Annotated in this window: 25 protein-coding genes; 18 read left to right on the top strand and 7 right to left on the bottom strand. The window is 66.7% G+C overall.

Translation table 11 applies throughout. The annotated features are described in order from the left end of the window. Positions 1-54 precede the first annotated feature (54 nt). Together NL2_RS04380 and NL2_RS04385 are read right to left on the bottom strand one after the other, a co-directional pair. Positions 55-267 carry a hypothetical protein gene (locus NL2_RS04380; RefSeq protein ID WP_157083024.1) on the bottom strand — a complete coding sequence of 71 codons (213 nt, stop codon included), beginning with the start codon at positions 265-267 and terminating at the stop codon, positions 55-57. 102 nt (positions 268-369) lie between these two features. Continuing rightward, entirely contained in the window at positions 370-1,143 is a 774-nt protein-coding gene (locus NL2_RS04385) for a hypothetical protein (protein WP_068072093.1), read from the bottom strand. A 240-nt stretch (positions 1,144-1,383) separates the two neighbouring features. On the opposite strand from NL2_RS04385, the gene NL2_RS04390 reads away from it, so the two are divergent. Next, complete coding sequence (locus tag NL2_RS04390; RefSeq protein ID WP_068072095.1) at positions 1,384-1,665, top strand: hypothetical protein; 282 nt, start codon at positions 1,384-1,386, stop codon at positions 1,663-1,665. 137 nt (positions 1,666-1,802) lie between these two features. After that, complete coding sequence (locus NL2_RS04395) at positions 1,803-2,210, top strand: hypothetical protein (protein ID WP_068072097.1); 408 nt, start codon at positions 1,803-1,805, stop codon at positions 2,208-2,210. A gap of 119 nt (positions 2,211-2,329) precedes the next feature. On the opposite strand, the gene NL2_RS04400 is transcribed toward NL2_RS04395, so the two are convergent. After that, complete coding sequence (locus tag NL2_RS04400; RefSeq protein ID WP_068072099.1) at positions 2,330-2,755, bottom strand: hypothetical protein; 426 nt, start codon at positions 2,753-2,755, stop codon at positions 2,330-2,332. A gap of 140 nt (positions 2,756-2,895) precedes the next feature. Beyond that, entirely contained in the window at positions 2,896-3,381 is a 486-nt protein-coding gene (locus tag NL2_RS04405; protein ID WP_068072100.1) for a MaoC family dehydratase, read from the bottom strand. A 148-nt stretch (positions 3,382-3,529) separates the two neighbouring features. Between NL2_RS04405 and NL2_RS04410 the strand changes: the two genes are divergently transcribed. Continuing rightward, positions 3,530-4,444: a CmcJ/NvfI family oxidoreductase gene (locus NL2_RS04410; protein WP_068072101.1), complete on the top strand. Its 915-nt coding sequence runs from the start codon at positions 3,530-3,532 to the stop codon at positions 4,442-4,444. Positions 4,445-5,506: 1,062 nt separating this feature from the next. On the opposite strand, the gene NL2_RS04415 is transcribed toward NL2_RS04410, so the two are convergent. Then, positions 5,507-7,621 (bottom strand): catalase, encoded by a 2,115-nt coding sequence (locus NL2_RS04415; RefSeq protein WP_068072102.1) that lies wholly within the window; start codon positions 7,619-7,621, stop codon positions 5,507-5,509. Positions 7,622-7,883: 262 nt separating this feature from the next. Here NL2_RS04415 and NL2_RS04420 point away from each other — a divergent pair, with 262 nt between their 5' ends. Both NL2_RS04420 and NL2_RS04425 read left to right on the top strand, forming a co-directional pair. Then, positions 7,884-8,237 carry a DUF6481 family protein gene (locus NL2_RS04420; protein ID WP_068072104.1) on the top strand — a complete coding sequence of 118 codons (354 nt, stop codon included), beginning with the start codon at positions 7,884-7,886 and terminating at the stop codon, positions 8,235-8,237. A 169-nt stretch (positions 8,238-8,406) separates the two neighbouring features. Continuing rightward, entirely contained in the window at positions 8,407-10,701 is a 2,295-nt protein-coding gene (locus NL2_RS04425; RefSeq protein ID WP_068072106.1) for a TonB-dependent receptor, read from the top strand. Positions 10,702-10,768: 67 nt separating this feature from the next. Here NL2_RS04425 and NL2_RS04430 read toward each other — a convergent pair whose 3' ends face one another. Next, on the bottom strand, positions 10,769-11,893 hold the full coding sequence (locus tag NL2_RS04430; protein WP_157083025.1) for a LuxR family transcriptional regulator: 1,125 nt from the start codon (positions 11,891-11,893) through the stop codon (positions 10,769-10,771). A 93-nt stretch (positions 11,894-11,986) separates the two neighbouring features. Between NL2_RS04430 and cysD the strand changes: the two genes are divergently transcribed. From cysD to NL2_RS04460, 6 genes are all read left to right on the top strand, one after another. Continuing rightward, the gene (gene cysD / locus NL2_RS04435) at positions 11,987-12,907 is read left to right on the top strand and encodes a sulfate adenylyltransferase subunit CysD (RefSeq protein WP_068072115.1); all 921 of its coding nucleotides are present in this window, start codon (positions 11,987-11,989) and stop codon (positions 12,905-12,907) included. Further along, positions 12,907-14,862 carry a sulfate adenylyltransferase subunit CysN gene (gene cysN, locus NL2_RS04440; RefSeq protein ID WP_068072118.1) on the top strand — a complete coding sequence of 652 codons (1,956 nt, stop codon included), beginning with the start codon at positions 12,907-12,909 and terminating at the stop codon, positions 14,860-14,862. The genes cysD and cysN overlap by 1 nt, the downstream gene beginning before the upstream one ends. A gap of 58 nt (positions 14,863-14,920) precedes the next feature. Beyond that, entirely contained in the window at positions 14,921-15,202 is a 282-nt protein-coding gene (locus NL2_RS04445) for a DUF2061 domain-containing protein (protein WP_068072124.1), read from the top strand. Beyond that, positions 15,199-15,936 (top strand): 3'(2'),5'-bisphosphate nucleotidase CysQ, encoded by a 738-nt coding sequence (locus NL2_RS04450; RefSeq protein ID WP_084355858.1) that lies wholly within the window; start codon positions 15,199-15,201, stop codon positions 15,934-15,936. The genes NL2_RS04445 and NL2_RS04450 overlap by 4 nt, the downstream gene beginning before the upstream one ends. A 73-nt stretch (positions 15,937-16,009) precedes the next feature. Next, positions 16,010-16,495 (top strand): flavin reductase family protein, encoded by a 486-nt coding sequence (locus NL2_RS04455; RefSeq protein WP_068072127.1) that lies wholly within the window; start codon positions 16,010-16,012, stop codon positions 16,493-16,495. Positions 16,496-16,741: 246 nt separating this feature from the next. Then, entirely contained in the window at positions 16,742-17,440 is a 699-nt protein-coding gene (locus NL2_RS04460) for a Crp/Fnr family transcriptional regulator (protein WP_068072131.1), read from the top strand. 98 nt (positions 17,441-17,538) lie between these two features. On the opposite strand, the gene NL2_RS04465 is transcribed toward NL2_RS04460, so the two are convergent. After that, positions 17,539-18,237, bottom strand: a complete 699-nt coding sequence (locus tag NL2_RS04465) for an OmpW/AlkL family protein (protein ID WP_068072134.1) — start codon at positions 18,235-18,237, stop codon at positions 17,539-17,541. A gap of 225 nt (positions 18,238-18,462) precedes the next feature. Here NL2_RS04465 and ccoN point away from each other — a divergent pair, with 225 nt between their 5' ends. From ccoN to NL2_RS04500, 7 genes are read left to right on the top strand one after another with little or no spacing between them, the layout of a single operon-like run. Then, positions 18,463-20,121, top strand: a complete 1,659-nt coding sequence (gene ccoN, locus NL2_RS04470) for a cytochrome-c oxidase, cbb3-type subunit I (RefSeq protein WP_068072139.1) — start codon at positions 18,463-18,465, stop codon at positions 20,119-20,121. A gap of 12 nt (positions 20,122-20,133) precedes the next feature. Continuing rightward, complete coding sequence (gene ccoO, locus NL2_RS04475; protein WP_068072141.1) at positions 20,134-20,886, top strand: cytochrome-c oxidase, cbb3-type subunit II; 753 nt, start codon at positions 20,134-20,136, stop codon at positions 20,884-20,886. After that, complete coding sequence (locus tag NL2_RS04480) at positions 20,886-21,056, top strand: cbb3-type cytochrome c oxidase subunit 3 (protein ID WP_068072146.1); 171 nt, start codon at positions 20,886-20,888, stop codon at positions 21,054-21,056. The genes ccoO and NL2_RS04480 overlap by 1 nt, the downstream gene beginning before the upstream one ends. After that, the gene (ccoP, locus tag NL2_RS04485) at positions 21,049-22,002 is read left to right on the top strand and encodes a cytochrome-c oxidase, cbb3-type subunit III (RefSeq protein WP_068072150.1); all 954 of its coding nucleotides are present in this window, start codon (positions 21,049-21,051) and stop codon (positions 22,000-22,002) included. The genes NL2_RS04480 and ccoP overlap by 8 nt, the downstream gene beginning before the upstream one ends. Beyond that, positions 21,999-23,483, top strand: a complete 1,485-nt coding sequence (gene ccoG / locus NL2_RS04490; protein ID WP_068072154.1) for a cytochrome c oxidase accessory protein CcoG — start codon at positions 21,999-22,001, stop codon at positions 23,481-23,483. The genes ccoP and ccoG overlap by 4 nt, the downstream gene beginning before the upstream one ends. Next, entirely contained in the window at positions 23,480-23,974 is a 495-nt protein-coding gene (locus NL2_RS04495; RefSeq protein ID WP_245647567.1) for a FixH family protein, read from the top strand. Before ccoG ends, NL2_RS04495 begins: the two co-directional genes overlap by 4 nt. Continuing rightward, positions 23,971-26,109 (top strand): heavy metal translocating P-type ATPase, encoded by a 2,139-nt coding sequence (locus tag NL2_RS04500; RefSeq protein WP_068072160.1) that lies wholly within the window; start codon positions 23,971-23,973, stop codon positions 26,107-26,109. Before NL2_RS04495 ends, NL2_RS04500 begins: the two co-directional genes overlap by 4 nt. The last annotated feature ends 8 nt before the right edge of the window (positions 26,110-26,117 follow it).

Genomic DNA, 26,117 nt, shown 5'->3' on the forward strand with positions numbered 1-26,117 from the left:
TTGTAAGGCTTTTGACTGATAGTAACTTTACAGTTAGCAAGTACACACATAATTTTATCCCCCACCAATCCGCCCCGCTTCCACATGCGCCAGCCACTCCAGCGCCGCGCGTTCTGCCTGCACCGCCGGGTTGTGGCCGTCGGCGGATGGGGGTGGGGGCAGTTCGGGGAAGCGGATGGCCTTGTGCCGCGGGCGGTCGGGCCAGGCTTGGCCCGAAAGCGGGGTGGCGGCCTTCATCCAGTCGTCGGGGAGGCTCGTGAGCGTCATCGGGGTGGGGCTTTCTGGCTTTGCGCGGCGGTGGGGTGCGGGGGTTGCGCTTTGATGGCATGAGGTCCCCGCCTTCGCGGGGACGCACAGTCGGGAGCGCGCCTAGGGATGGATGCGCGGGCCCTGGGGGGGGCGGTCTTCCGGTGGCGCGGCGAGCGCGGGCAGGGTGGGTGCGGGCTCATGGTCCTGCGGCGCAGGCTCGGGCGGCGGGGCGACGCCGGCGGCGGCGAGCGCTTTGGCCACGGCCTCGCGGATCGCGTCCTGCTTTTCCGCTTCGCGTTGCGCCATCACCTTGTCGCGCATTGCGGCGACCTTGCGCAGGATGCTGTCGTTGATCTGCTTCACGCTGACGTGTTCGGCGCGGGCGCGTTCCTGTTCCCATTCGCGCCGCCATTCCTTCTTCATCCGCTTGAGCATGCCGCGCGTCGCCGCGTTGGGGCGGCTGTCGGCGGCAAAGCGATTGGCGCTGCGGTTGCGCAGGATGAACATCAGCAGGCGGTCGTTGTAGACGCGGCGTGTGCCGACGATCTGGCCGAAGTGGTAGACGGGCACTTCGGTGCCGTGGAGCGCGCGCTCCATCGCCACGTCCTCCAGCCGTTTCACGCCCAGCTTGAGCGCGGCCTCCCACGCCTTGCGGAACGGGCCGCCCTCGGCATGGCGGCGCAGCAGGTACGCGCCTTCGGGCGTCATCCCCACGGTGTGCGCGGCGGCGCGTACGCTGCCGAGGTCCGCCAGCGCCTCGATGAAACCGCGCTGGCGTTCCGGCGTCCAGCCATCGTGCCGGGTGGTGCCGCGCGGGACGGGGGCGAAGGCGGGAAGCAGGGGCTTGGGTGCGGGCGGTGGTGAGGGCGGTGGGGAGGGCGGTGGTGAGGGCATGGCAGCGGCGTCCTTTTCGCGAAAAGGCGCGCAGCGTGGAACAAAAAGGGACCTGTAGGACAGTTGTTTTTTGCGGGGCACCGTCGTGGGGTCCGGACTGTTAATACAATTGCGTTCAATTATGAACGGATTCTGCCGATACCGTGTCTCTGCGGTTCACCTCGGGGAGCCGATACCGGTCAGCGAAGACCCCGATCGCGGCGAACACGTCACCGCGCAGGGCCTTGCAGGAGACGTATCATGACCATCATCAGGAACAGCGTGCTCGGCCTCGTGCTGGCGATCGGCGGGCTGGCTGCGGCCGCTCCGGCGCAGGCGCACGAGACGCAGCGTTACGGCTACAGCCAGAACGCGTATGGCAACGGCTATCGCGACAACTACCGCCACGCTTCCCGCCGCGACGACTGGCGCAGCGACCGGCAGCGCTACGAATGGGCGCGCCACCACCGTCACCATGGCTGGGACCGCCGCGATGAGCATCGCGACTATCGCCACGACGACCGCCGCGACTATCGCCGCTGAATGACGGCCCCCGGTGCTGCTGCGAATATCCGTGCGGCGCCGGGGGCTTTTCACGGAACCGTCACGCCCGCGCTTCGTTCGCAGCGTGACACGCAACAACAACAACCGCGTGATCGCGTTTTGAAAGGCAACTTCCCATGAAAAAACTTATCCTGATCGGCGCAGCGATGCTGTCGCTGGGCACGGCGGGCGCCGCCAGCGCCCAGATGTCGAACCAGACCAGCACCACGATGCAGATGCCCAACGGCAACGTGCGCACCACCAGCCACGTCGAAGGCCCCGGCGGCACCGCCACCACCCGCACCGTCGACCGTCCCGATGGCTCGCGCACCGTCGTCCACCGCCAGACCGACACGATGGGCGACAGCCGCACCGTGCGTCGCGACGTGTCCGACAGCCGCGACCACCGCGACTGGGGCCGCAACGACAACATGGGCCGTCACGACAACATGGGCCGTCATCGCGGCTGGAACAAAGTGAAGGTGTGCCGCAACGTATGGCGCCACGGTCACCGCGAGCGCACCTGCACCTGGCAGCGCCGCTGATCGCCTGATCGCGTGAACACACGACGGGCCGGGAACTGCACCAGCGGTTCCCGGCCCGTTTCGTTTTGTGCGCAGCGGATGGGGCGGGTGACCGTTACCAGCCGCCCACCCCTTGCGCCTTACCAGCCGCGCCGGCCTTCCCGTTCCTCGTGGCCGATGCGGTGGCCGATCTCGTCATAGCGCCGGTCGATCTCGCGCAGGCGCCAGCGGTCGCCCGAGCGGCAGGCATAGCGCTGCTGGTCCTCGGTGCGGTCGACCATCTGGTGCAGATAGCGCGCGGTGCCGCGATCGATGTCGCCTTCGTCCAGTTCGTGCCCGATCCGCGCTTCCAGCGCATGGGCGCGCTGGCCGCTGCAGATGTCGCGCGCATCGTCGTTGTCGTACCCGCCGCGGTCGTAGCCGCCGCGATAGTTGCCGGCATAGCCCTGGTATCCTGGGTTGCCCCAGCCGCTGCGCACCTGCACGCCCCATTGCTGGGCGGATGCGGGCGCGGCGGCGGTGAGCGCCGTGGCGAGCGAGGCAATTGCAAGCATGGTCTTGTTCATGGCGGTTCTCCTCCGTCTGGCGACGCCGGCGGTCCGGCATCATGCAAGGCAGAATATCCACGCCAGGCTGGTAGCGGCCTGAACGCTACGATTAGCGCAGGTTCAGGAAACCGCGACGAGTTGTGAACGGTCGCAGGCGTTCAGGTGACCGGCATCGCGCGGCCCTGCACCTCCTCCTCGGAGTAGAAGATTTCCGACCAGTCGGTCACCAGCGCGGGCCTGTCTTCACCCTCGACCTCGATCACGCAGCCCACGCTGACGATGGTGCCGCCCCGGCGCTGCTGCGGTTCGCGCATCGTTGCGCGCAGCCGGATGCGCGCGCCGGCGCGGACCGGCGCGGTGAAGCGCGCCTTGTCGATGCCATAGTTGTAGCCGCCCTTGAACTCGGTAATCCGCGCGATCGTGCCCCACAGCACCGGCACGATCGACAGCGTCAGGAACCCGTGCGCGATGGTGCCGCCCATCTCGCGGGTGGCCCGCTCGACGTCGATGTGGAACCATTCCTTGTCGCCCGTGGCTTGCGCGAAATCGTCGATCTGGTCCTGGCTGACGGTGTGCCAGTCGGACACGCCCAGCTCCTGGCCGACCAGGCCGGCGACGTCGTGCAGCGGGATAAGGCGGGTCATGGGGCGCTCCAGTATAGTGGCCGGGTTATTTGTGCGCCAGCTTACTATCACCTCTCCCGACTGTCGAAAGTTTTCCCGCAGCGCGCGGATATTGTAAGTAACACTAACGAATGGTACGATCGGCGCGGAGCAGGATGGAGCGCGCATAATGGCGAGTCTGGCAGAAGACACCGACAGCATCGAGGACCGCGCACGGCAGGCCCCGGCGCTCATCCGCTATCTGGGCGATGGCGACTACGTCACCCGGCGCTATGTCAGCCGCGGGGCGGAGATCAACACCGGCGAGTATTTCGACCATGCCGCCGTGGTGCGCGATGGCATGCCGATCCGCGATCACTTCGCCTTCCACACCCACGGCTTCATGCTCGCCACCAGCCCCACGGCGGTGACCGATTTCACTGAAAGCGACACCATCGACCGGCTGTACATGGCCGAGACCGAGCGGCTGGTGCAGCGCCTGACCGGCGCCAGCCAGGTCGCCGCGCAAGGCTGGATGATCCGCACCTCGGCCGATCTGTCCGCCCGCGCGCAGGAAAAGGTCGAGGGCTACCAGCACGTCGGCGGCATCCAGCCGCCTGCGGGCGAAGCGCACGTCGATTACAACGAAGCCACCGCCCACCGCGCCGCGCAGCGCATCTATGCCGAACGGTTTCCCGACGGGCCGGGCTTTTCGCGCTTCATCGCCACATCGCTGTGGCGCACGTTCTCGCCCGGCCCGCAGGACTGGCCGCTGGCGGTGTGCGACGGCCGCACCGTCGCCGCCGCCGAGGGCAAGAGCAACACGCTGTTCGTGGTCGACGAATTTCCCACCGGCGACGCGCTGACCGCGCCGGTGCCGGGCGAGGACACGATGATCGCCGCCACCATCTTCCGCCACCGCGCCGCGCACCGCTGGTGGTATTTCTCCAACATGACCGCCGACGATGCGCTGCTGTTCAAGTTCTTCGACAGCGACCATTCCGTCACCTGGCGCTGCCCGCACACCGCGTTCCACGACACCAGCCTGCCCGACACCAGAACGCGATCGAGCATTGAAGTAAGGTCGATCGCGTTTTTTGATTAGGGAGCGATAATACTGACCCTACGGAGTTTTGGCGGGGGGCGTGTTCAAATTTTTAATCGCAGTTATTATGTTGTTTAAGCTATTTTCCGCCGCGTCGCGCTTTGCAGTTTCCTGGGCGAGCGCAGCATTCACTTTCTCTGTCGAAGCTTGTGAAGCTGCAATAAGTGCCACTGTTCCATGAATCAGGTAGGTATCAGCCTCAGTTTTCGCGTTATTCATGAGTAGCAAGCAGTAATTATATGACGTTGTTCGCCACATCTCAACCATCTCTGTCCTAGATGATAGAATAATACTTGTCAGAATCGCAGAATCCGAAAACGATGCATTCGGCTTTTTATCGTCAGCCGTTGAATTGGCTGACGCAGATAACGCCGTTTGAGTGGCCTGATTTACGCCTGTATCGGGCGGAGGTTCCGAGCAAGTAAATCTTGAGCTATCGCTGCGATTAGAGACGACCAACCTGCGATTGGAATTTAAGGATATGCCGGCTACGGGAGCATCTCCATTATGGTGTGTTGGCCCTCTTACGACTGGCTCAGTTCTTGTACTTCTTTCTAAGTATGTTTGAAGAGACGATGTGCAGCCGGATAAAGAGCTGACGCATAACAGCGCCAATGCTACATTTTTGAACATACAGCCCCCTATATTTCACTAGGATACTATAAAAATTTTCAAAAATGACCCGATTATGCGTCTGTTATTTTAAATAAACTATCATATTTTTGGACGAATCGAAAGCGAAGTCTAAACTTTTTTATCACATTTCATTTTATTGACGTTCTAATCACTTAGGGAGCTGCGTGGTTTGAACTTCGCCGCAAAAATGATCCACACTCCCGACTCGATGTGTTTCGAACTGCTTCGAATCACATCGAGCCTCGGCAGGTCTGCGGACGTGACGCGTTTATGAGAAACGCCGCCGAGCCCCGAGTCACGATGGCGTACTTATTGACTTACACGATGGGTTCCGTGCCGCAATTGCCAGAGACCAGGTGAGGCGCAACTCATGGCTCGCTTCGCCCCGCCAGACATTCAGCAACGCACCATCCCAGCCCCCACCAGTCACGCCAGCATGCGCACGTTTGGCTCCCGGTCCCAGTGGCGGGCCGGGGCGATGGCGAGGAATTCGCCGTTGGGGACCACGCCGGCGTCGGGTTCGATCCCCAGCTTGTCGAGGATTTTCGCCTTGGTCGCCGGGCAGTAGCCGATGGTCTTGCAATGGCCGAAGGCATCCATGAACCAGCCGAGCGCGGCGCCGTCCATCGCCAGTTTCGCGGCGGCGTCGGGCATCAGGATCGCGGCGACCGCGTCGAACAGCACCGAGGGTGATCCGGCCAGCTGCCCGTCGGCTTTGAGCGCGCCGCCCTTGAGCTTCAATTCGCCGACTTTGGGCGCGACGAGGAACGCGGTGCCGCCGGCCTTTTCCACGCCCGCCTTGATCGCGTCGATCGCGGCCTTGTCCGAACCTTCATCGAACAGGATCGCGATCTTGCGGCCGTTCATGTCGGGCGCGTGGTTCTTCTGGATCGACAGCGCGGGGCTTTCGTCCATGTCGAGCGGTTCGCGCGCCGCCGGGGCCTTGGCCGGCAGCGGCATGGCAAGGCCGGCGGCGACGCGCGTCGCCAGATCCTCGTCGATGTTGCGCAGGCGTGAGAGCACGCGCGTGCGGATCGCCTCGATCACCACCTTGCTCAGCTCGAAGGTCAGCGCACTGGCGATATGCGCCTGCTCGTTTTCGGTCTGCGAGCGGTAGAACAATCGCGCCTGGCTGTAGTGATCGGCGAACAGTTCGCCGCGCTCGCGCACTTTCATGCCGCCGTCGTTGCGCTCGTCGTTCGCGCGGAACGAGGCGAAGCCGGTGGCGGGGCATTCGCGCGGGCCGCCGTCCTCGCCCGCGTCGGCCAGGCTGTTGGGCTCATAGTTGGCGCGGCCCTTGGGCACCGCGGTCTGCATGTGCCCGTCGCGCTGGAAGTTGTGCATCGGGCACTTGGGCGCGTTGATCGGCAGCTGGTGGAAGTTGGTCGAGCCCAGCCGCTTGAGCTGCGTGTCGAGGTAGGAAAACAGTCGTCCCTGCAGCAGCGGATCGTTGGAAAAGTCGATGCCGGGGACGATGTTGGTCGGGCAGAACGCGACCTGCTCGGTCTCGGCGAAGAAGTTGTCCGGGTTGCGGTTGAGCGTCATCGTGCCGACCTTGCGCGGCGCCAGCACTTCCTCGGGGATCAGCTTGGTCGGATCGAGCACGTCATAGGGCAGCGACGCGGCGAACGCCTCGTCGAACACCTGCACGTACAGGTCCCATGCGGGGAAACCGCCGGCCTCGATCGCTTCGTACAGGTCGCGGCGGTGGTAGTCGGGGTCGGCACCGGCGATCTTGACCGCTTCGTCCCACACCGTCGACTGCACGCCAAGGTGCGGCTTCCAGATGAACTTGCAGAACGTGCCGTTGCCCTTGGCGTCGACCAGCCGGAAGGTGTGAATGCCGAAGCCTTCCATCATCCGCAGCGAGCGCGGGATGGCGCGGTCGCTCATCGCCCACATCACCATGTGCATCGCCTCGGGCATCAGGCCGATGAAATCCCAGAACGTGTCGTGCGCGCTGGCCGCCTGGGGATAGCCGCGATCGGCTTCCATCTTCACGCTGTGGATCAGGTCGGGAAACTTGATCGCGTCCTGGATGAAGAACACCGGGATGTTGTTGCCGACCAGATCCCAGTTGCCTTCGTCGGTATAGAACTTGACCGCGAACCCGCGCACATCGCGCGGCGTATCGACGCTGCCCGCGCCGCCCGCGACGGTGGAAAACCGCGTGAACAGCGGCGTCTGCTTGCCTTTGGTGGCAAACAGCGAGGCCTTGCTCAGCTCGGGGATCGGATCGGTGCATTCGAACACGCCGTGCGCGGCAGACCCGCGCGCGTGGACGATGCGTTCGGGAATGCGCTCGTGGTCGAAATGGAAGATCTTCTCGCGCAGCACGAAGTCCTCGAGCAGCGTGGGCCCGCGCGCGCCGGCCTTCAGGCTGTTCTGGTTGTCGGCAATGCGCAGGCCCTGGTTGGTGGTGAGGTGCGACGTTTCGCTGGCGTGATCGCCCTTGGCAGCAACCTGCTGGTGCGTCTCGCCACCGGGGCCGCGCTGGAAGGCAAAGGCGTCGCCGCCGGGGCTGTCGGGCTTCTGGGCCATCGGGATCTCTCCAAGTGATAAAGTGTCCTGTGCGAGACGGACGGACGCTCCGCACGTTCCCCGCCGGCCGAATAAATTGATCGATCACTGTGGGTGGATCGCCCGATCATCGGCACTGCCCGCGCGCTGCCCGCGCCGGTAATGTCCGGTTGGCGCACGCATGGCTTTGCGTTCGGCGCCGGTTGGCTTATGGGCGGGCCGGGTTTCGGCGCGCCGCGCGCTGAGTCCCGTTCAACACCTAGCCCGGGGGCCCAGTAGCTTAATGCCGTCATATACACCGCCCAGCTTTCAGGAACGTACCGCGCTGGCCGCCAAGGCGAGGCAGGCCGCGCTCGACAAGCTGAAGGCCAAGGCGCCGCCGAGCGAGGCCGAAGTGGCCGAGCGGATCGCCGCACAAGCCGCACGCGAGGCCGCGCAGGCCGCCGCCCGCGCCGAAAAGATCGCCGCGCGCGAGGCCGAGAAGGCCGAGCGCGAAGCCGCCAAGGCACAGGCCGCCGCAGAGGAAGCCGCGCGCATCGAAGCCGCCTCGATCAAGGCGCCGGTGCTCTCCGAAGAAGAGAAAAAGGCGCTGCGCGACGCGCGCTATGCCGCGCGCAAGAAGCGCAAGGGACGGTAATCGCACACCCGACGGCGTGACGGCACAGCCGTTGCGTTTCAAGTTGCCGGTTGCAACGGATCGACGCAAAACTGCCATCGTTCCGTCACTGCGGTGCCACCAAAATCGCGCGATACCGTCATGTGACGAACCTATCGGAAGCCCTCGACCATAACAGGGGGCTTCCTTCATGCGCACGACCATCGCTTCGATTCTTGCCGGCACCGCGCTGTGGGCCGTGCCCGCGTGGGCCGACGCCCCGGTGCTCCCGGCCGCCGAAGCCGATGCCGCGGCCGATGCCGGCGAAGGCTCGGCGATCATCGTGTTCGGCAAGGGCGAGACGCGGCAGGTGTCCGAAATCAGCCAGGCCGACATCGCCATCCTTGCGCCCGGCACGACCGCGCTCAAGGCGCTCGACAAGCTGCCCAGCGTCAACTTCCAGTCGGCCGATCCGTTCGGCGCCTATGAATGGTCGGAACGCATCACCGTGCGCGGGTTCGACCAGAGCCGTCTGGGCTTCACGCTCGACGGCATTCCGCTCGGCAACCAGAACTACGGCAACAACAACGGCCTGCACACCAGCCGCGCGATCAGCCCCGAAAACGTCGCGACGACGCGGCTGACGCAAGGCGCCGGTTCGGTCGGCACGCAGGCGACCAACAACCTTGGCGGCACGATCGAGATCGGATCGCGCGACCCCTCGCGTGAGTTCGCGATCGACGCCAACGGATCGTACGGCAACCACAACACCATCCGCGGCTTTGCCCGGATCGACACCGGCGGCGACACCGCGCGCGCCTGGCTGTCGTACGGCTACCTCAGCACCGACAAGTGGAAGGGCGTGGGCAAGCAGTACCAGCACCAGGTCAACGCCAAGGGCGTGATCGATGCCGGATCGGCCAAGATCACCGGCTTCTTTGACTTTTCCGACCGGCGCGAGCAGGATTACCAGGATCTCAGCCTCGACCAGATCAAGCGGCTGGGGCTGAACCTCGACAACATCGCGGGCAACTTCCCGCTGGCGGTGCTGCTGGCCGACATCGCGGCCAATCGCGGCGAAAGCGGCGCGCCCGCGCTCAACCCCGCAGCGGGCAAGGTCTACCCGGCGCCGTATGGCGCCGCCGGTACGGTCGACGATTCGTACTTCGATGCCTCGGGCCTGCGCCGCGACTACCTCGGCTCGCTCAACGTCACCGCGCCGCTGGGCGACAAGGTGGCGGTGTCGCTGACCGGATATTATCACAACAACCACGGGCAGGGCACGTGGTTCACCCCGTACGTCCCTTCGCCAAGCGGCGTGCCGATCTCGGTCCGCACGACCGAATACGACATCAAGCGCAAGGGCGCGTTCGGCGACGTGACGGCGGACCTGGGCTGGAGCAACCTGACCGTCGGCGGCTGGTACGAACGCAACGATTTCCACCAGGCGCGGCGGTTCTACGCGCTCGACAGCCGCACCGTGCCGACCCGCTCGGCGCTGCAGTTCCAGGCCAACCCGTTCTTCACCCAGTGGGAGTTCGATTACACCACCGACATCGTCCAGTATTACGTGCAGGACAAGATCGCGCTGGGTGCCGCCACGATCGACCTGGGCTGGAAGGGCTTCACCGTGAAAAACACCGCCACCCCGGTGATCCAGGCCGGCCGCGCCGCCGGATCGATCAAGGCGACCGACTGGTTCCAGCCCAGCGTGGGCGTGAACTACAAGCTGAGCGACATGGTCGAGGCCTATGCCAGCTTCTCGCAATCGACCGAGGCGTATGTCTCGGCGTTCACCGCCGGGCCGTTCTCGACCACGCAGGCCGGGTTCGATGCGATCAAGGGCACGCTGAAGCCTGAATCGTCGGACACCTACGAAGTCGGCGCGCGCGTGCGCAGCGGCGATTTCAACGCCTCGATCGGCGGCTACCTCGTCAACTTCCACAACCGCCTGTTGGGCATCACCACCGGCGCCGGGATCATCGGCAACCCGGCGGTGCTGCAGAACGTGGGCGGCGTGCGCTCGGCGGGCGTCGAGGCGGCGCTGGCCTACAAGTTCGGCAACGGACTGAGTGGGCTGGTGACCTACAGTTACAACGACGCGACGTATCGCAACGACGTGGTCAACGCGGTCGGCACCGTGCTGGCGGCAACCGCGGGCAAGCGCGCGGTCGACGCGCCCGAACATCTCGCGAAGGCCGAACTGGTCTATGACAGCAGCACGCTGTTCGGCCGGGTCGGCGTGAACTACATGAGCAAGCGGTACTTCACCTACCTCAACGACCAGTCGGTCCCCGGCCGCGCGCTGGTCGATGCGACGCTGGGCTATCGCTTCACCCTGGCCGGGTTGCGCACGGCGGAAATCCAGCTCAACGCCAGCAACCTGTTCGACAAGGCCTATATCTCCACGATCGGGTCGAACGGCTTCGGCAACAGCGGCGACAACCAGACGCTGCTGGCCGGCTCGCCCCGCCAGGTGCTGGTGACACTGAAGATCGGGCTGTAAGAGTCCTTTCCGCTATCGTGGAAGCGGCACCGCCCTGTTTCAGCCTCGCTGAGACAGACTTCAAACACTACGCCAGCGGCACCAGCCCGGTCAGGACGATCCGCACCAGATCGGCCTGACCGCGCGCGCCGGTCTTGGCGTAAAGGCGCTTGGAATAGTTGCGCGCGGTCTCGGGCGTGAGGCCCAGCGCGGTGCCGGCCTCGACGATGCCGCGCCCGCTGGCCAGTGCGTGGGCCAGCCCCGCTTCCTTGGCCGAGAGGTGCCACGTCGCGGCCAGCACCGCCTGCTCGCGCGCGGCTTGTCCTGCCGAGCCGGGTGCGGCGCGCAGCGTGCCGATCGCAATGGCGCGAGGGGCGAGCAAGGTCGCTTCGCCATCCGGCAGCGCGGGTTGCAGCAGCAGGTCGAGCGGTTCGTCGGTGCCCAGTGCGATGAGGCGCGGCGGCTCGCTGGCATCGAGCGCGAACGCAGCGCAGCCGCGCGCCAGCACGCGGTCCGCTTCGGTGGCGAGGGGCAGGCGCCGACCACCCGGAGTGGCGGACAGCGCGATGCCGTGTCCTGACAGCAGCGCGGCGGCGCGATCGTCGCAGCGCACCACGCGAGCCCCGCCGTCGAACGCCAGCACGCCGATGCCGAGCCGGGCAAGCGGGCGCGCGGCGTCGGCAGCGACCAGCCGTGCATCCTCGAACCGGCGCAAGGTGGCCAGCGCCAGCGCCAGATGCGGGGCGAGCGCGGACAGCAGCGCGCTGTCTGCTGCGCCAAACGTGCCGCGTTCGCGCGCGATGGTCAGCCAGCCGCTGAGGCCCGGCGCCGATTCGACCCGCATCAGGCGGCCCTCGGTCATGCCGAGGCGATCGATGTAGTCCTGCTGGAACGCGCGATGGGCGGGATTGTCGAAATCGAGCAGTTCCTCGGGCGCATAGACGCGGCCCGGGCGCATAGCGGCATACGGCAGCGGGTCGGTCTGTCCGATCGCGGCGGCCGATGCGGCAAAGCGGCGCTCCAGATCGGCGCCGGCAAAGCGCGTGGCGACGATGGCGTGGGGCTCGTCGGCGCGAGCCAGTTGCACGATGGCGTGGCTCGACCGCGTGCGCGCCAGCAACCGGCGCAGGAACGTGGGCCACAGCGGGCGCTGGTCCAGCTCCTGCCACAGCGGCAGCAGCAATTCCCTTTCATCGCCCCAAGAAAGACTCATACCGCTTGCTCCCATATGGGAGTATCGAGGTCAAGCGCCGGGGGGCACATCGCATATGGCAAGCGGTCCACCGCACCATGGGAAAGGCATCACATGAACGAGGTCTCGTCGGGCAACACCCTGACGCATCTCCAGCGGCTCGAAGCCGAAAGCATCCACATCCTGCGCGAAGTGGTGGCTGAGGCTGAAAAGCCGGTGATGCTGTATTCGGTGGGCAAGGACAGCGCGGTGATGCTGCATCTGGCGCGCAAGGCGTTCTATCCTTCGCCTCCGCCGTTCCCGCTGCTGCACGTCGACACGACGTGGAAGTTTCAGGAGATGTACAAGCTGCGCGACCGCATGGCGGAAGAAAGCGGCATGGACCTGCTGGTCTATCACAACCAGGAGGCGATGGATCGCGGGATCAACCCGTTCGACCACGGCGCGCTGCACACCGACATGTGGAAGACCGAAGGGTTGAAGCAGGCGCTCGACAAATACGGCTTCGACGCGGCGTTCGGCGGCGCGCGGCGCGATGAGGAAAAAAGCCGCGCGAAAGAGCGCATCTTCTCGTTCCGCACCGCTTCGCATGGCTGGGACCCCAAGAACCAGCGCCCCGAGCTGTGGAACCTGTATAACGCCAAGAAATCCAAGGGCGAGAGCATCCGGGTGTTCCCGATCTCGAACTGGACCGAGCTTGACGTGTGGCAGTACATCCACCTCAACGACATCCCGATCGTGCCGCTGTATTTCGCGGCCAAGCGCCCCACGGTGGAGCGCGACGGCATGTTGCTGATGGTCGACGACGACCGCTTTCCGCTCGAACCCGGCGAAGTGCCGGTCGAACGCTCGATCCGCTTCCGCACGCTGGGCTGCTACCCGCTGACCGGCGCGGTGGAGAGCGAGGCGGCGACGCTGCCGCAGGTGATCCAGGAAATGCTGCTGACGACCACGTCCGAACGGCAGGGCCGCGCGATCGACAAGGATGCGGGCGGTGCCGGCATGGAGAAAAAGAAGCAGGAGGGGTATTTCTGATGACCGAGGCCCCGACCACCACGGATTCCGTGTACCAGACCGAAGCGCTCATCGCCGAGGACATCGACGCCTATCTCGACGTGCACCAGCACAAGACGATGCTGCGGTTCATCACCTGCGGTTCGGTCGACGATGGCAAGTCCACGCTGATCGGGCGGCTGCTGTATGACAGCAAGATGATCTTCGAGGACCAGCTCGCCGCGCTCGAGGCCGACAGCAAGCGCGTCGGCACGCAAGGGCAGGAGATCGACTTCGCGCTGCTGGTCGATGGGCTGGCGGCAGAGCGCGAGCAGGGCATCACCATCGATGTCGCCTACCGCTTCTTCAGCACCGAAAAGCGCAAGTTCATCGTCGCCGATACCCCGGGGCATGAGCAGTACACGCGCAACATGGTCACTGGTGCCTCCACCGCCGATCTCGCGGTGATCCTGATCGACGCGCGCAAGGGCGTGCTCACCCAGACGCGCCGCCATTCGTTCCTCGCGCACCTGATCGGCATCCGCCACATCGTGCTGGCGGTGAACAAGATGGACCTGGTCGAATATTCGCAGGCCCGTTTCGACGAGATCGTGGCCGAATACCGCGCGTTTGCCGACAGCATCGGCATCGCCGCGTTCACCGCGATGCCGATCTCGGGCTTCAAGGGCGACAACATCACCGCGCCTTCCGAGAACACGCCGTGGTACACCGGGCCCAAATACGCTGGAATAAGCCTGATCGCGCACCTGGAAACGGTCGAGGTCAACGCCACCGCCGATCAGGCCAAGCCGTTCCGCATGCCGGTGCAGTGGGTCAACCGGCCCAACCTCGATTTCCGGGGCTTTTCCGGGCTGATCGCCAGCGGCAGCGTCAAGCCGGGCGATGCCGTGCGCGTGCTGCCGTCGGGCAAGACCAGCACGATCAGCCGCATCGTGACGATGCCGGGCAAGGACGCAACCGACGGCGATCTGCCGCAGGCCGTCGCCGGCCAGTCGGTCACGCTGTGCTTTGCCGACGAGATCGACTGTTCGCGCGGCGACGTGATCGCCATGGCCGATGCCCCGCCGCAGGCCGCCGACCAGTTCGAGGCGAGCGTGGTGTGGATGGCCGACGAAGCGCTGATCCCGGGCCGCGCCTATTGGCTGAAGCTCGGCACGCAGCTGGTTTCGGCCACGGTGCAGGCGCCCAAGTACGTCGTCAACGTCAACACCATGGAGCATCTGGCGGCCAAGACGCTCGAGCTCAACGCGATCGGCGTGGCCGAGGTTTCCACCGACAAGCCGGTGGTGTTCGAAAGTTATGAGGCCAACCGCACGCTGGGCGGGTTCATCCTGATCGACAAGATCACCAACGCCACCGTGGCGGCAGGGATGATCCACTTCAGCCTGCGCCGCGCGCAGAACGTCCACTGGCAGGCGCTCGACATCACGCGTGAAGCGCACGCGGGGATGAAGAACCAGCAGCCGGCGGTGCTGTGGTTCACCGGGCTGTCGGGATCGGGCAAGTCGACCATCGCCAATCTGGTCGAAAAGAAGCTGCACCGGATGAACCGGCACACGTTCCTGCTGGATGGCGACAACGTGCGCCACGGGCTGAACAAGGACCTCGGGTTTACCGAGACCGACCGCATCGAGAACATCCGCCGCGTGGGCGAAGTCGCGCGGCTGATGATCGACGCCGGGCTGATCGTGATCACCGCGTTCATCAGCCCGTTCCGCGCCGAACGCGAAATGGTGCGCGCCATGATGCCCGACGGCGAGTTCCTCGAGGTGTTCATCGACACCCCGCTGGCCGAAGCCGAGGCGCGCGACGTCAAGGGCCTGTACAAGAAGGCCCGCGCCGGCGCGCTCAAGAACTTCACCGGCATCGATAGCCCGTATGAGGCACCGTATGCGCCCGAAGTGCGCATCGATACCACAAAGATGACGCCGGAGCAGGCGGCGGACATGATAGTCGAAAGGTTGCTGGGCTGGTAGGACCCGCCGTCCGGTTTCGGACGACGGGTGCCGCGAGCGACTTTTCAGGGGGAATGCGATGTTTCTATTCAGGGGCCACGAGACACACTCGCGCTCCATCGTCAAAGCCGCAAGCTGGCGGGCGCTGGGCAGTATCGACACGTTCGTGCTGAGCTTCATCTTCTCGGGCAATGCCAAGATCGCGGCGTCGATCGCGGGAACCGAGGTCATCACCAAGATCGCGCTGTATTACTTCCATGAGCGGGCGTGGAGCCTGGTCCACTGGGGCTTCAAGCCCGAAACCCTGCCACCCGAAATGGCGGCTGCCGCCGACGACGAACTGGAGCACGCCCCGACATGACCGACGACGCAACGCTGGCCCGCGAACTGGCCGATGGCGCCGGGCGCATCCTGATGGACTTGCGCGCCGAGGGCGGCCTTGAAGGCAAGGAACTGGGCAAGGCGGGCGATGCCCGCGCCAATGCCTGGCTGATGGACCAGATCGCGCTGCAGCGGCCCGATGACGGCGTGCTCTCGGAAGAGACCAAGGACACACCCGCGCGCCTGGCCAAACGCCGGGTGTGGATCATCGATCCGCTCGACGGCACGCGCGAATATGGCGAGGGCCGGGGCGACTGGGCGGTGCATGTCGCGCTGGCGATCGACGGCAAGGCCGCGGTCGGCGCGGTGGCGCTGCCGGGGCAGGGCGTGACGCTGGACAGCGCCGCACCGGTGGGCCTGTCGCCCGCCGCCAGCCCGCTGCGCATGCTGGTCAGCCGCACGCGCCCCGCCGCCGAAGCGGTCGCCGTGGCCGAAGCACTGGGCGCCGAACTGGTGCCGATGGGCTCCGCCGGGGCCAAGGCGATGGCGGTCGTGCTGGGCCAGGCCGAGATCTACCTGCATTCCGGCGGTCAGTACGAATGGGACAACTGCGCGCCGGTCGCGGTGGCGCAAGCCGCCGGCCTGCACGTCAGCCGCATCGACGGCAGCGCGTTGTGCTACAACTGCGAGGACGTGTATTTGCCCGACCTGCTGATCTGCCGGCCCGAGCTGGCGGACGATGTGCTGCGGCTGACGCGCGAACTGGCCGCCTGATTTTTCCCGCGCCAAGCCCGCTCCCCTCCAAAGGCAGGTTGACAGGCACCCGCCCGATGACAAGGCACCGGCCATGATCGAACCCAACCAGTTCCGCACCGTGCTCGGCAGCTTTCCGACCGGGGTCTGCGTCATCACCGCCAGCGACGATGCCGGCGGCCGCCACGGGCTGGTGGTCGGCTCGTTCAGCTCGATCTCGCTCGATCCGCCGCTGGTGGGGTTCTTCCCCGACAAGCGCTCGTCCAGCTGGCCGGCGATCGAGCGCACCGGGCGGTTTTGCGTCAACGTGCTGGGATCGGACCAGCTCGAGCTGTGCAAGCGGTTCGCCGCCAAGTCCGACGACAAGTTTGCCGAACTCGCGCACGGCCACACGCCGTCGGGTCAGCCACGGCTGGATGAGGCGATCGCGTGGATCGACTGCGCGATCGAGCGCGTGGTCGAGATCGGCGATCACTGGCTGGTGGTCGGGCATGTCGAAGCGCTGGACAAGCGCGAGGCGGGCACGCCGCTGGTGTTCTATCGCGGCGCCTATCACGATCTGGCCTGCCTGACCGATTGAGCCGACGCCACGTCTGCCGGCCTGATCGACTGAAAATGTGCTGATTTGACCGGGATCAACGCGGGATGGCGCGCGGGGTTGCAAGACCCATGGCGACGCAGTTGCCTGGCAGCCCGCCGCGCGATTGCGTCTTTCTCCCCAACTCGCGGCGACCGGCTTCGGCTGGTCGCCTCTCTTTCCCGGTCGCACGCGGGATAGGCCAAAGCCCGATTGGCGCAGCGTGGTCCAACGTGCTACGGCAACGCCATGAGCTCCTGCGATACCTGTGTCGTGCGTAACCGCGCCATTTGCGCCGGGCTCGACAATGCCGAACTGGTCACGCTCAACGCCATCGGCCGCCGCCGCACGATTGCCGCCGGCGAACCGCTGATCTGGGAAGACGACGATTCGCTGCTGGTCGCCAACGTGATCGACGGCGTGCTCAAGCTGGTCACCAGCACCGAGGACGGGCGCGAGCAGATCGTCGGCGTGGCCTATCCATCCGATTTCATCGGCCGCCCGTTCGGGCAGACGACCAAGGCCAGCGTCGTCGCGCTGACCGAAGCGAAAGTCTGCGTGTTCGCGCGGCGCGATTTCGACCGGTTTGCCGGGGAACATCCCGCGCTGGAGCACAAGCTGCTGGAACGCACGCTGGCCGAACTCGATCGCACGCGCAGCTGGATGATGCTGCTGGGGCGCAAGAACGCGGCGGAAAAAGTCGCGACGTTCCTGCTCGAAATGGCCGACCGGCTGGACGACAATCGCGGGTGCCAGGCGGCGGCGGGCCCGGCGACGCGCTTTGCCCTGCCGTTCTCGCGCCAGCAGGTGGCCGATGTGCTGGGGCTGACGATCGAGACGGTCAGCCGCCAGTTCAGCCGGTTGAAGGCCGACCGCGTGATCGACCTGCCCTCGCGTCGCGATGTCGAAATCCTCGACCGGCGCGCGCTGACCGCGCAGGCGGGGTAGGATTCGTCGTCCCGGGCTCGACCCGGGACCGCTGGCGGACAAGCGCTTTCCGGCCCGCGGTCCCGGATCAAGTCCGGGACGACACAGCTATTCTGGGTTCAGAAGCGGTACGCCACGCCCGCGCTGAGCACCCATGGGTCGATCTTGTGGCGGGTGACCAGCACTTCGGTGGTGCCCGCGAACCAGTGGGCGGAGGTGCGCAGGAAATAGCGCTTGGCGTCGAGCGTCAGCCCGAACCCGCTCTGGCCCAGCGGCACGTCGGCGCCCGCCTGCAGCGCGAAGCCGAAGTGATCGTTCATCCGCTGGCGCGTGGCGCCAAGCGCCGCGGCGGTGGCGCCGGGCTTTTCGCTGACGAAGATGAAGTAGCTCGGCCCCGCTCCGATATAGGGCTTGAACCCCGGCAGGCCGGTGAAGTGGTACTTCAGCGTGAGCGTGGCGGGAATGATGTTGGCGTTGGACACCAGCCCCGCGCCGGCCAGCGCGCCGGTGCCGGTCACCTTGTGGCGGGTGACGCAGCAGATTGTCTCGGCCGAAATCTGCGGCGTGAGGAAGTACTCGATCGCGATCGTCGGCACGTAGTTGTCGTTCGCCTCGGTCTGCGTGCCGGCGGGCAGGCCGATCAGGTCCTTCTCGATGCGCGTGATCTTGCCGTCGGGCAGCACGGCGGTGCCGAGCAGCTTGACCTGGATCTTGCCCGCCGGATTGCCGGCGGCCAGCGCGGGCGCGGCGGTCAACAGCGCGGCGCCGAATCCGGTGCACAGCGCGGCGCGGAGGGCTTTGCGAGCAAACTTCGTCATGACTCATATCCCTTGCCGTGATGGTCCCGCCCCTCGCGGAACCGTCGTTGTCACGGCGCGGTCTGCTTACTGGGATCGCCTTGATGTGCTTTCCTTGACCAAGCGCAAAATTACGTAATTTCAGAATTTTATTGCCAGGTCCGGTAATTTTGACACGGATCAATGTTGCAACTGCGAATGCGGCCCACGCCTTGCCCCGACATTACTCATGGAAGGGAAGGCTCCATGGAATCGGTACTCTCGCGCGCAGGCCTGTGGCTTGTGGTGCTCGTGCTCGCGATTATGGCGAGCGCGGTTTCGGTCGATTTCGGCTTTGGCGTGCACATGGTCATCGTGGCGATCGCCGCCGCGATCGGGCTGGGCTTCATGCTGTACAAGGTCGACGGCGAAGCCATCGCCAAAGGCATCATCCGGTCGCCCGCCGATCCGGGGCGCTATGACGACGAGGTGATCCGCTGGGGCGTGATCGCCACGGTGTTCTGGGGCATGGCCGGCCTGCTGGCGGGCCTTTACATCGCGCTGGAGCTGACCTGGCCCGCGCTCAACTTCGGCATCGAATATATCGGCTTCGGGCGGCTGCGGCCGCTGCACACCTCTGCCGTGATCTTCGCCTTCGGAGGCAACGCGCTGATCGCCACGTCGTTCTATGTGGTTCAGCGTACTTGCCGGGCGAGGCTGGCCTTCCCCGGCCTCGCCCGTTTCGTGTTCTGGGGCTATCAGCTGTTCATCGTGCTGGCCGCGACCGGCTACCTGTTGGGCATCACCCAGGGCAAGGAATACGCCGAGCCCGAATGGTACGTCGACATCTGGCTGACGATCGTGTGGGTGTCGTACCTCGCGGTGTTCGTCGGCACGCTGGTGCGCCGGTCCGAACCGCACATCTACGTCGCCAACTGGTTCTACCTGTCGTTCATCCTGACCGTGGCGATGCTGCACCTGGTGAACAACATCAACATTCCGGTGAGCTGGGTCGGATCGCGCAGCTATCCGATCTTCGGCGGGGTGCAGGGCGCGCTGGTGCAGTGGTGGTACGGCCACAACGCGGTCGGCTTCTTCCTGACCGCCGGCTTCCTGGCGATGATGTACTACTTCGTGCCCAAGCAGGCCGAGCGCCCGATCTACAGCTACCGACTGTCGATCATCCACTTCTGGGCGCTGATCTTCCTGTATATCTGGGCGGGCCCGCACCACCTGCACTACACCGCGCTGCCCGACTGGGCGCAGACGCTGGGCATGGTGTTCTCGATCATGCTGTGGATGCCCAGCTGGGGCGGCATGATCAACGGACTGATGACGCTCAACGGCGCATGGGACAAGGTCCGCACCGATCCGATCATCCGCATGATGGTGCTGGCGCTGGCGTTCTACGGGATGAGCACGTTCGAAGGGCCGATGCTCAGCGTGAAGAGCGTCAACGCGCTGTCGCACTACACCGACTGGACCATCGGCCACGTCCATTCGGGCGCGCTGGGCTGGAACGGCATGATCACGTTCGCCTGCCTGTACTACATGACGCCGCGGCTGTGGGGCCGGACCAGGCTGTACTCGCTGCGCATGGTGAACTGGCACTTCTGGCTCGCGACCGTGGGCATCGTCTTCTACATCGCCGCGATGTGGGTGGCGGGCATCACCCAGGGGCTGATGTGGCGCGAATACGGGGCCGACGGCTATCTGGTGAACAGCTTTGCCGACACCGTGGCCGCGATCCATCCGATGTACGCGCTGCGTGCCTTCGGCGGGCTGCTGTACCTGGCCGGCGCGGTGGTCATGACCATCAACATCTGGCGCACGATCCTGGGCCACTTGCGCGAGGAAGCGCCGCTGCGCGACGCCACTTACGATCCGGCGGCCGATCGTCCGCTCGTTCCCGCAACCGCCAACTGAGGGGGGCAACCCATGGCTTTGTCCATCATGGAGCGTCACAAGACGCTTGAGCGCAACGTCACGTTGCTGGCGGTGTTCGCCTTCCTTGCGGTGATCGTGGGCGGGATCGTGGAAATCGCGCCGCTGTTCTGGATCGACAACACGATCGAGAAAGTGAAGGGGATGCGCCCCTACACCCCGCTCGAACAGGCCGGGCGCGACATCTATGTGCGCGAGGGGTGCTACCTCTGCCACAGCCAGATGATCCGCCCGTTCCGCGACGAGGTCGAACGCTACGGCCACTACAGCCTGGCCGCCGAGAGCATGTACGACCATCCGTTCCAGTGGGGATCGAAGCGCACGGGGCCCGATCTGGCGCGCGTCGGCGGGCGCTATTCGGATGCGTGGCATGTCCAGCACCTGAAAGACCCGCGTTCGCTGGTGCCGGAATCGGTAATGCCGACCTACGCGTTCCTGGCCGATCGCGATCTCGAACAGGGCGATCAGGTGGCCGAACTGCAGACGCTGTACGACGTGGGCATTCCCTACACCAAGGCCGACATCGCCAAGGCCAACGACGATCTCAAGGCGCAGGCTGATCCGACGCTCGACGCGGGCGATTTCGCCAGGCGCTATGGCAAGGCGAACATCCGCGACTTCGACGGCAACCCCGGCCGGCTGACCGAGATGGACGCGCTGGTCGCCTACCTGCAGGTCTTGGGCGCGATGGTCGACGTCAACGCCGCCGCCGCGCAGGAGCAGTCGGGCGAGGAGGGCGGTCGGTGATGACCGCGACGCAGACCTACGACGCGCTGCGGCATCTGGCCGACAGCTGGGGGCTGGTGGCGATGGGGGTGTTCTTCACCCTGTTCGTGGCGTGGCCGTTCCGGCCCGGCGCCAGCAACCGCAACCAGGCCGCCGCCACTTCCATCTTCGAGGACGACGATGATGACTGATCCGCACACCGGGGCCAATTCGCGCAAGCGCATCGACGAGCCCACCGGCACCGAGACGATGGGCCACGAATGGGACGGCATCGAGGAACTCAACACCCCGCTGCCGCGCTGGTGGCTGTGGACGTTCTACGCCTGCATCGCGTTCGCGATCGGCTATGTGATCGTCTACCCGGCGTTCCCGATGCTCCATTCGGGGTCGAAAGGCCTGTGGGGCTGGTCGAGCCGCGGCGCGCTGGCCGCCGACATACAGGCCGAGGACGCGCGGCGCGGGCCGCAGATGGCGGCGCTGGCCGCCGTGCCGATCGAGCAGCTGCCCAACGATCCCAAGCTGCTGCGCGCGGCGATCGACGGCGGGCGCGCCGCGTTCAAGGTCAACTGCGTGCAGTGCCACGGCGCAGGGGCGGCGGGCGGCAAGGGCTATCCCAACCTCAACGACGATGACTGGCTGTGGGGCGGCGATGCCAAGGCGATCGAATATACCTTGACCCACGGCGTGCGGCAGGATGCCGACAAGCAGACCCGCACCAGCCAGATGCCCGCATTCGGGCGCGACGGCATCCTCAACGCCGCGCAAGTGCAGGACGTGGTCAGCCATGTGCGCGTCATCAGCGGGCAGGACAAGCCGGGTGCTTCGGCGGCGCGCGGCACGGCGTTGTTCGCCGCCAACTGCGCGGTGTGCCACGGCGCGGGCGGCGAGGGCAGCCGCAGCGTGGGCGCGCCGCGCCTGACCGATGCGATCTGGCTTTACGGCGGTGACCGCGCGACGCTGACCGAGACGGTGACCAACGCGCGTTACGGCCAGATGCCCAACTGGGGCGCGCGGCTCAGCCCGGTGACGATCAAGATGCTGGCGACCTATGTCCACTCGCTGGGCGGCGGCGAGGATGCGCCAGCGGCATCGGCCCCGACCGCTCCGGCAACCGCGCCGGCGGGCACGGCAAAATGAACAGCCCCGCACCTGTCCCCACCGATCACGCATCTGAGATCGGCTACTACCAGAAGCGCAAGGGCGTGTTCCCGCGCAAGATCGACGGGCGCTTCCGGCGGTTCAAGTGGCTAATGATGGCGCTGTGCCTGCTGGTCTATTACGCCACGCCGTGGCTGCGCTGGGATCGCGGGCCGTATGCGCCCAACCAGGCGGTGCTGGTCGATCTGGCGCATCGCCGGTTCTTCATGTTCGCGATCGAGATCTGGCCGCAGGAGTTCTACTTCGTCGCGGGCCTGCTGATCATGGCGGGCATCGGGCTGTTCCTGGTGACGAGCGCGGTGGGCCGGGCGTGGTGCGGCTATGCCTGCCCGCAAACCGTCTGGACCGACCTCTATCAGCATGTCGACCGCTTCATCGACGGCGATCGCAACGCGCAGATCCGCCTGCAGGCCGCGCCGTGGACCCCTGCCAAGATCGCGCGGCGGCTGCTCAAGTGGTCGATCTACCTGACCATCGCGTTCTGGACCGGCGGCGCGTGGATCCTGTATTTCGCCGACGCGCCGACGCTGACCCACGATTTCTGGACCGGGCAGGCGGCCGCCGTCGCTTATGCCACGGTGTTCGTGCTGACGATGACCACGTTCGTGCTGGGCGGGTTCATGCGCGAGCAGGTGTGCATCTACATGTGCCCGTGGCCGCGCATCCAGACCGCGATGCTCGACGAGAAATCGCTGCTGGTGACCTACAAGGACTGGCGCGGCGAACCGCGCGGTTCGGTCAAGGCGCACAAGGCTGACGATGCCAAGCTGGGTGCCGAGAAGCTGGGAGACTGCATCGATTGCCTGCAGTGCGTCGCGGTGTGCCCCACCGGCATCGACATCCGCGAAGGGCCGCAGATCGGCTGCATCACCTGCGGGCTGTGCATCGATGCCTGCGACCGGGCGATGGTGCAGACCGGGCGTCCGCGCGGGCTGATCGATTACGCCACGCTCGACGATGCGGTGCGGGAAAAACGTGGTGAGGCACCCACGCCGATCCTGCGCACGCTGCTGCGCCCGCGCATGCTCGTCTATCTCGGCGTGTGGTCCGCGCTCGGGCTGGCGATGCTGTTCATGCTCGGCGCGCGCACCCGGATCGACGTGTCGGTGGCCAAGGACCGCAACCCGCAGTTCGTGACGCTGAGCAACGGCTCGGTGCGCAACGGCTACACGATCAAGCTGCGCAACATGGAGGACCGCCCGCGCCGGATGACTCTGGCGCTCGATGGCCTGCCCGGCGGTGCGCTGTATGACGACGAGATGGATGCTGCCGCCGCGACCCGCGTGCTGGAACTCGCCGTCCCCGCCGACGCCACGCGCACCGTGCGGGTCTATGCCGTGGCCGACCGCGCGCACGCCGTGCCGCAGCATTTCGGCATGGTGCTGCGTGCGCTCGACAGCGAAGGCGGCGGCGCGCGCCGCGACACCAGCTTCACCACCTCGCAGGGAGACGCACCATGACCGTCAGGGCCCGCCGGTTCGGCATGATCCGCGCGTTCACCACCGGACCGCTGACCGGACGCCACGCCGCGATGATGATCGTGGCGTTCTTCGCGGTGGTGATTGGGGTGGACTTTACCCTGGCGCATTTTGCCATCTCCACCTTCGGCGGCACGGTGGTGGAAAACAGCTATGTCGCCAGCCAGAAGTTCAACGGCTGGCTGGATGAGGCCCGCGCCGAGGAAGCGCTGGGCTGGAAGGTGACGATCGCGCGCGGCGCGATGGGCGAGGCGGTGGTCCAGCCGGTCGATCGCACGGGCAAGCCGATCGTGGGCGCGACCCTGCAGGGCCTGGCCGAACATCCGCTGGGCCAGCGCCCCGATGTGCCGATGGCGTTCCACGAATATGCGCCGGGCACCTATTCGGCGCGGCTGCCGCAAGGCCGCTGGCGGCTGCACCTGACGCTGGTCAGCCACGGCCGCACGTGGCGCACGGTCGGCGACATTTCATGACCGCCGCCCGGACCGCCAACCCCGCGTGGACGCACAGCGAGCTGGCGGTGCCGGCGATGCACTGTGCGGGCTGCATGGCCAAGATCGAGCGCGGCCTGTCCGCGCTGCCGGGAGTCCACGCCGCGCGCGCCAACCTCACCGCGCGCAGCGTGGGCGTCGATCACGATCCGGCCCTCGCTACGCCCGAACTGGTCGCCGCGCTCGCCGCCGCCGGGTTCGAGGCGCAGCCGCGCGAGGCGAGCACACCACCCGTCTCCGCCGTGCGCCCGCTGCTCGCGCCGCTGGCGGTGGCCGGGTTTGCCGCGATGAACGTGATGCTGCTGTCGGTCAGCATCTGGTCGGGGGCGGACGGCGCGACGCGCGCGCTGTTCCACTGGCTGTCCGCCGCGATCGGCGTGCCTGCGATCGTGTTTGCCGGGCGCCCGTTCTTCGCCTCGGCGCTGGGCGCGCTCAGGCGCGGGCGCACCAACATGGACGTGCCGATCTCGATCGGGGTCACGCTGGCCACCGGGCTGTCGCTGTACGAGACGATCACCGGCGGGCACGACGCGTGGTTCGATGGTACGCTGATGCTGCTGCTGTTCCTGCTCGCGGGCCGCGCGCTCGATGCGGCGATGCGCGACAAGGCGCGCGCGGGCGTCGATGCGCTGCTGCGCCAGGCACCGGCGGGCGCGACCGTGATCGCCGCCAACGGGGAAACCGGCTGGGTCGAGGCGCGGGCGCTGCTGCCGGGCATGGTCATGCGCGTCGCCAGCGGCGAGCGGCTGGCCGCCGATGGCGAGATCGTGACGGGCGAGGGGCGCTTCGACCAGTCGCTGCTCACCGGGGAAAGCGCGCCGGTTCCGGCAGGCCCGGGCGCGGCGGTGCTGGCGGGGATGCTCAACATCGATGCTCCGGTCGATGTGCGGGTGACCGCCGCCGGGCGCGGCACTGCGCTGGCCGAGATCGCCGCGCTGATGGAGGCCGCCGGGCAATCGCGATCGACTTATGTGCGGATCGCCGATCGCGCCGCGCGGCTGTATGCGCCGGTGGTGCATGTGCTGGCGGCGCTGACGCTGGTCGGCTGGCTGGTGGCGGGCGCGGGGTGGCACCAGTCGCTGGTGATCGCCATCGCCGTGCTGATCATCACCTGCCCGTGCGCGCTGGGGCTGGCGGTGCCCGTGGCGCAAGTGGTCGCCGCCGGGGCGCTGATGAAGCGCGGGATCATGGTCAAGGACGGGTCCGCGCTGGAACGGCTGGCCGAGATCGACCGCGCGCTGCTCGACAAGACCGGCTCGCTCACGCTGGGCCGCCCGACGCCCGACGCCGCCGCGATCGATGCGCTGTCGCCCGCCGAAGCCTCGGTCGCGCTGGCGCTGGCGAGCCACAGCCGCCACCCGATTTCGCTGGGACTGGCGCGCGCGCTGGCGGCGCGCGGGGTGCGCGGGGCGGTGCTGGCGGGCGTGGTCGAGCAACCCGGCTGGGGCATCGGCGGCACCTGGCCCGAAGGCGCGGACGACGGCGGGCCTGCGCCGGTGGTCACGCTGGGCCGGCCGAGCTATGCCACGGGCACCGCCGTGGCGCTGGCGATCGCCGGGCGTCCGACGCGGCTGATCGGCTTTTCCGACCGGCTGCGCCCCGACGCGGCAGAGGCGCTGAAGCGGCTCGACCAACTCAACATCGGCTGCTCGATCCTGTCGGGCGATACCGTGCCCTCGGTCGCGGTGATCGCGCGCGAGACCGGGCTGACCGCGCAGGCCGCCGCCTCGCCCGCCGACAAGCGCGAGGCGATCCTGCGACTTCAGCGCGTCGGCTGGAAAGTGCTGATGGTCGGCGACGGGCTCAACGACGGACCCGCGCTTGCCACCGCCAGCGCCTCGATCGCGCCGGGCAGCGCCAGCGACGTCGGGCGGCAGGCGGCGGACGTGGTGTTCACCGGCGATTCGCTGCTGGCGCTGCCGCGCGCCATCGCCACCGCGCGCGCCACCGGGCGCGTGGTGCGGCAGAACTTCGCGCTGGCGATCGGCTACAACTTCTGCGCGGTGCCGCTGGCGGTGCTGGGCAAGGTCAACCCGCTGATCGCGGCGGCGGCGATGTCGATCAGCTCGCTGGTGGTGGTCGCCAATTCGCTGCGGCTGGCGCGGCTGCCGAAATGACCGGGCCA

Origin of the sequence: Novosphingobium lentum NBRC 107847, assembly GCF_001590965.1 — a bacterium.
GTDB lineage: Bacteria > Pseudomonadota > Alphaproteobacteria > Sphingomonadales > Sphingomonadaceae > Novosphingobium > Novosphingobium lentum.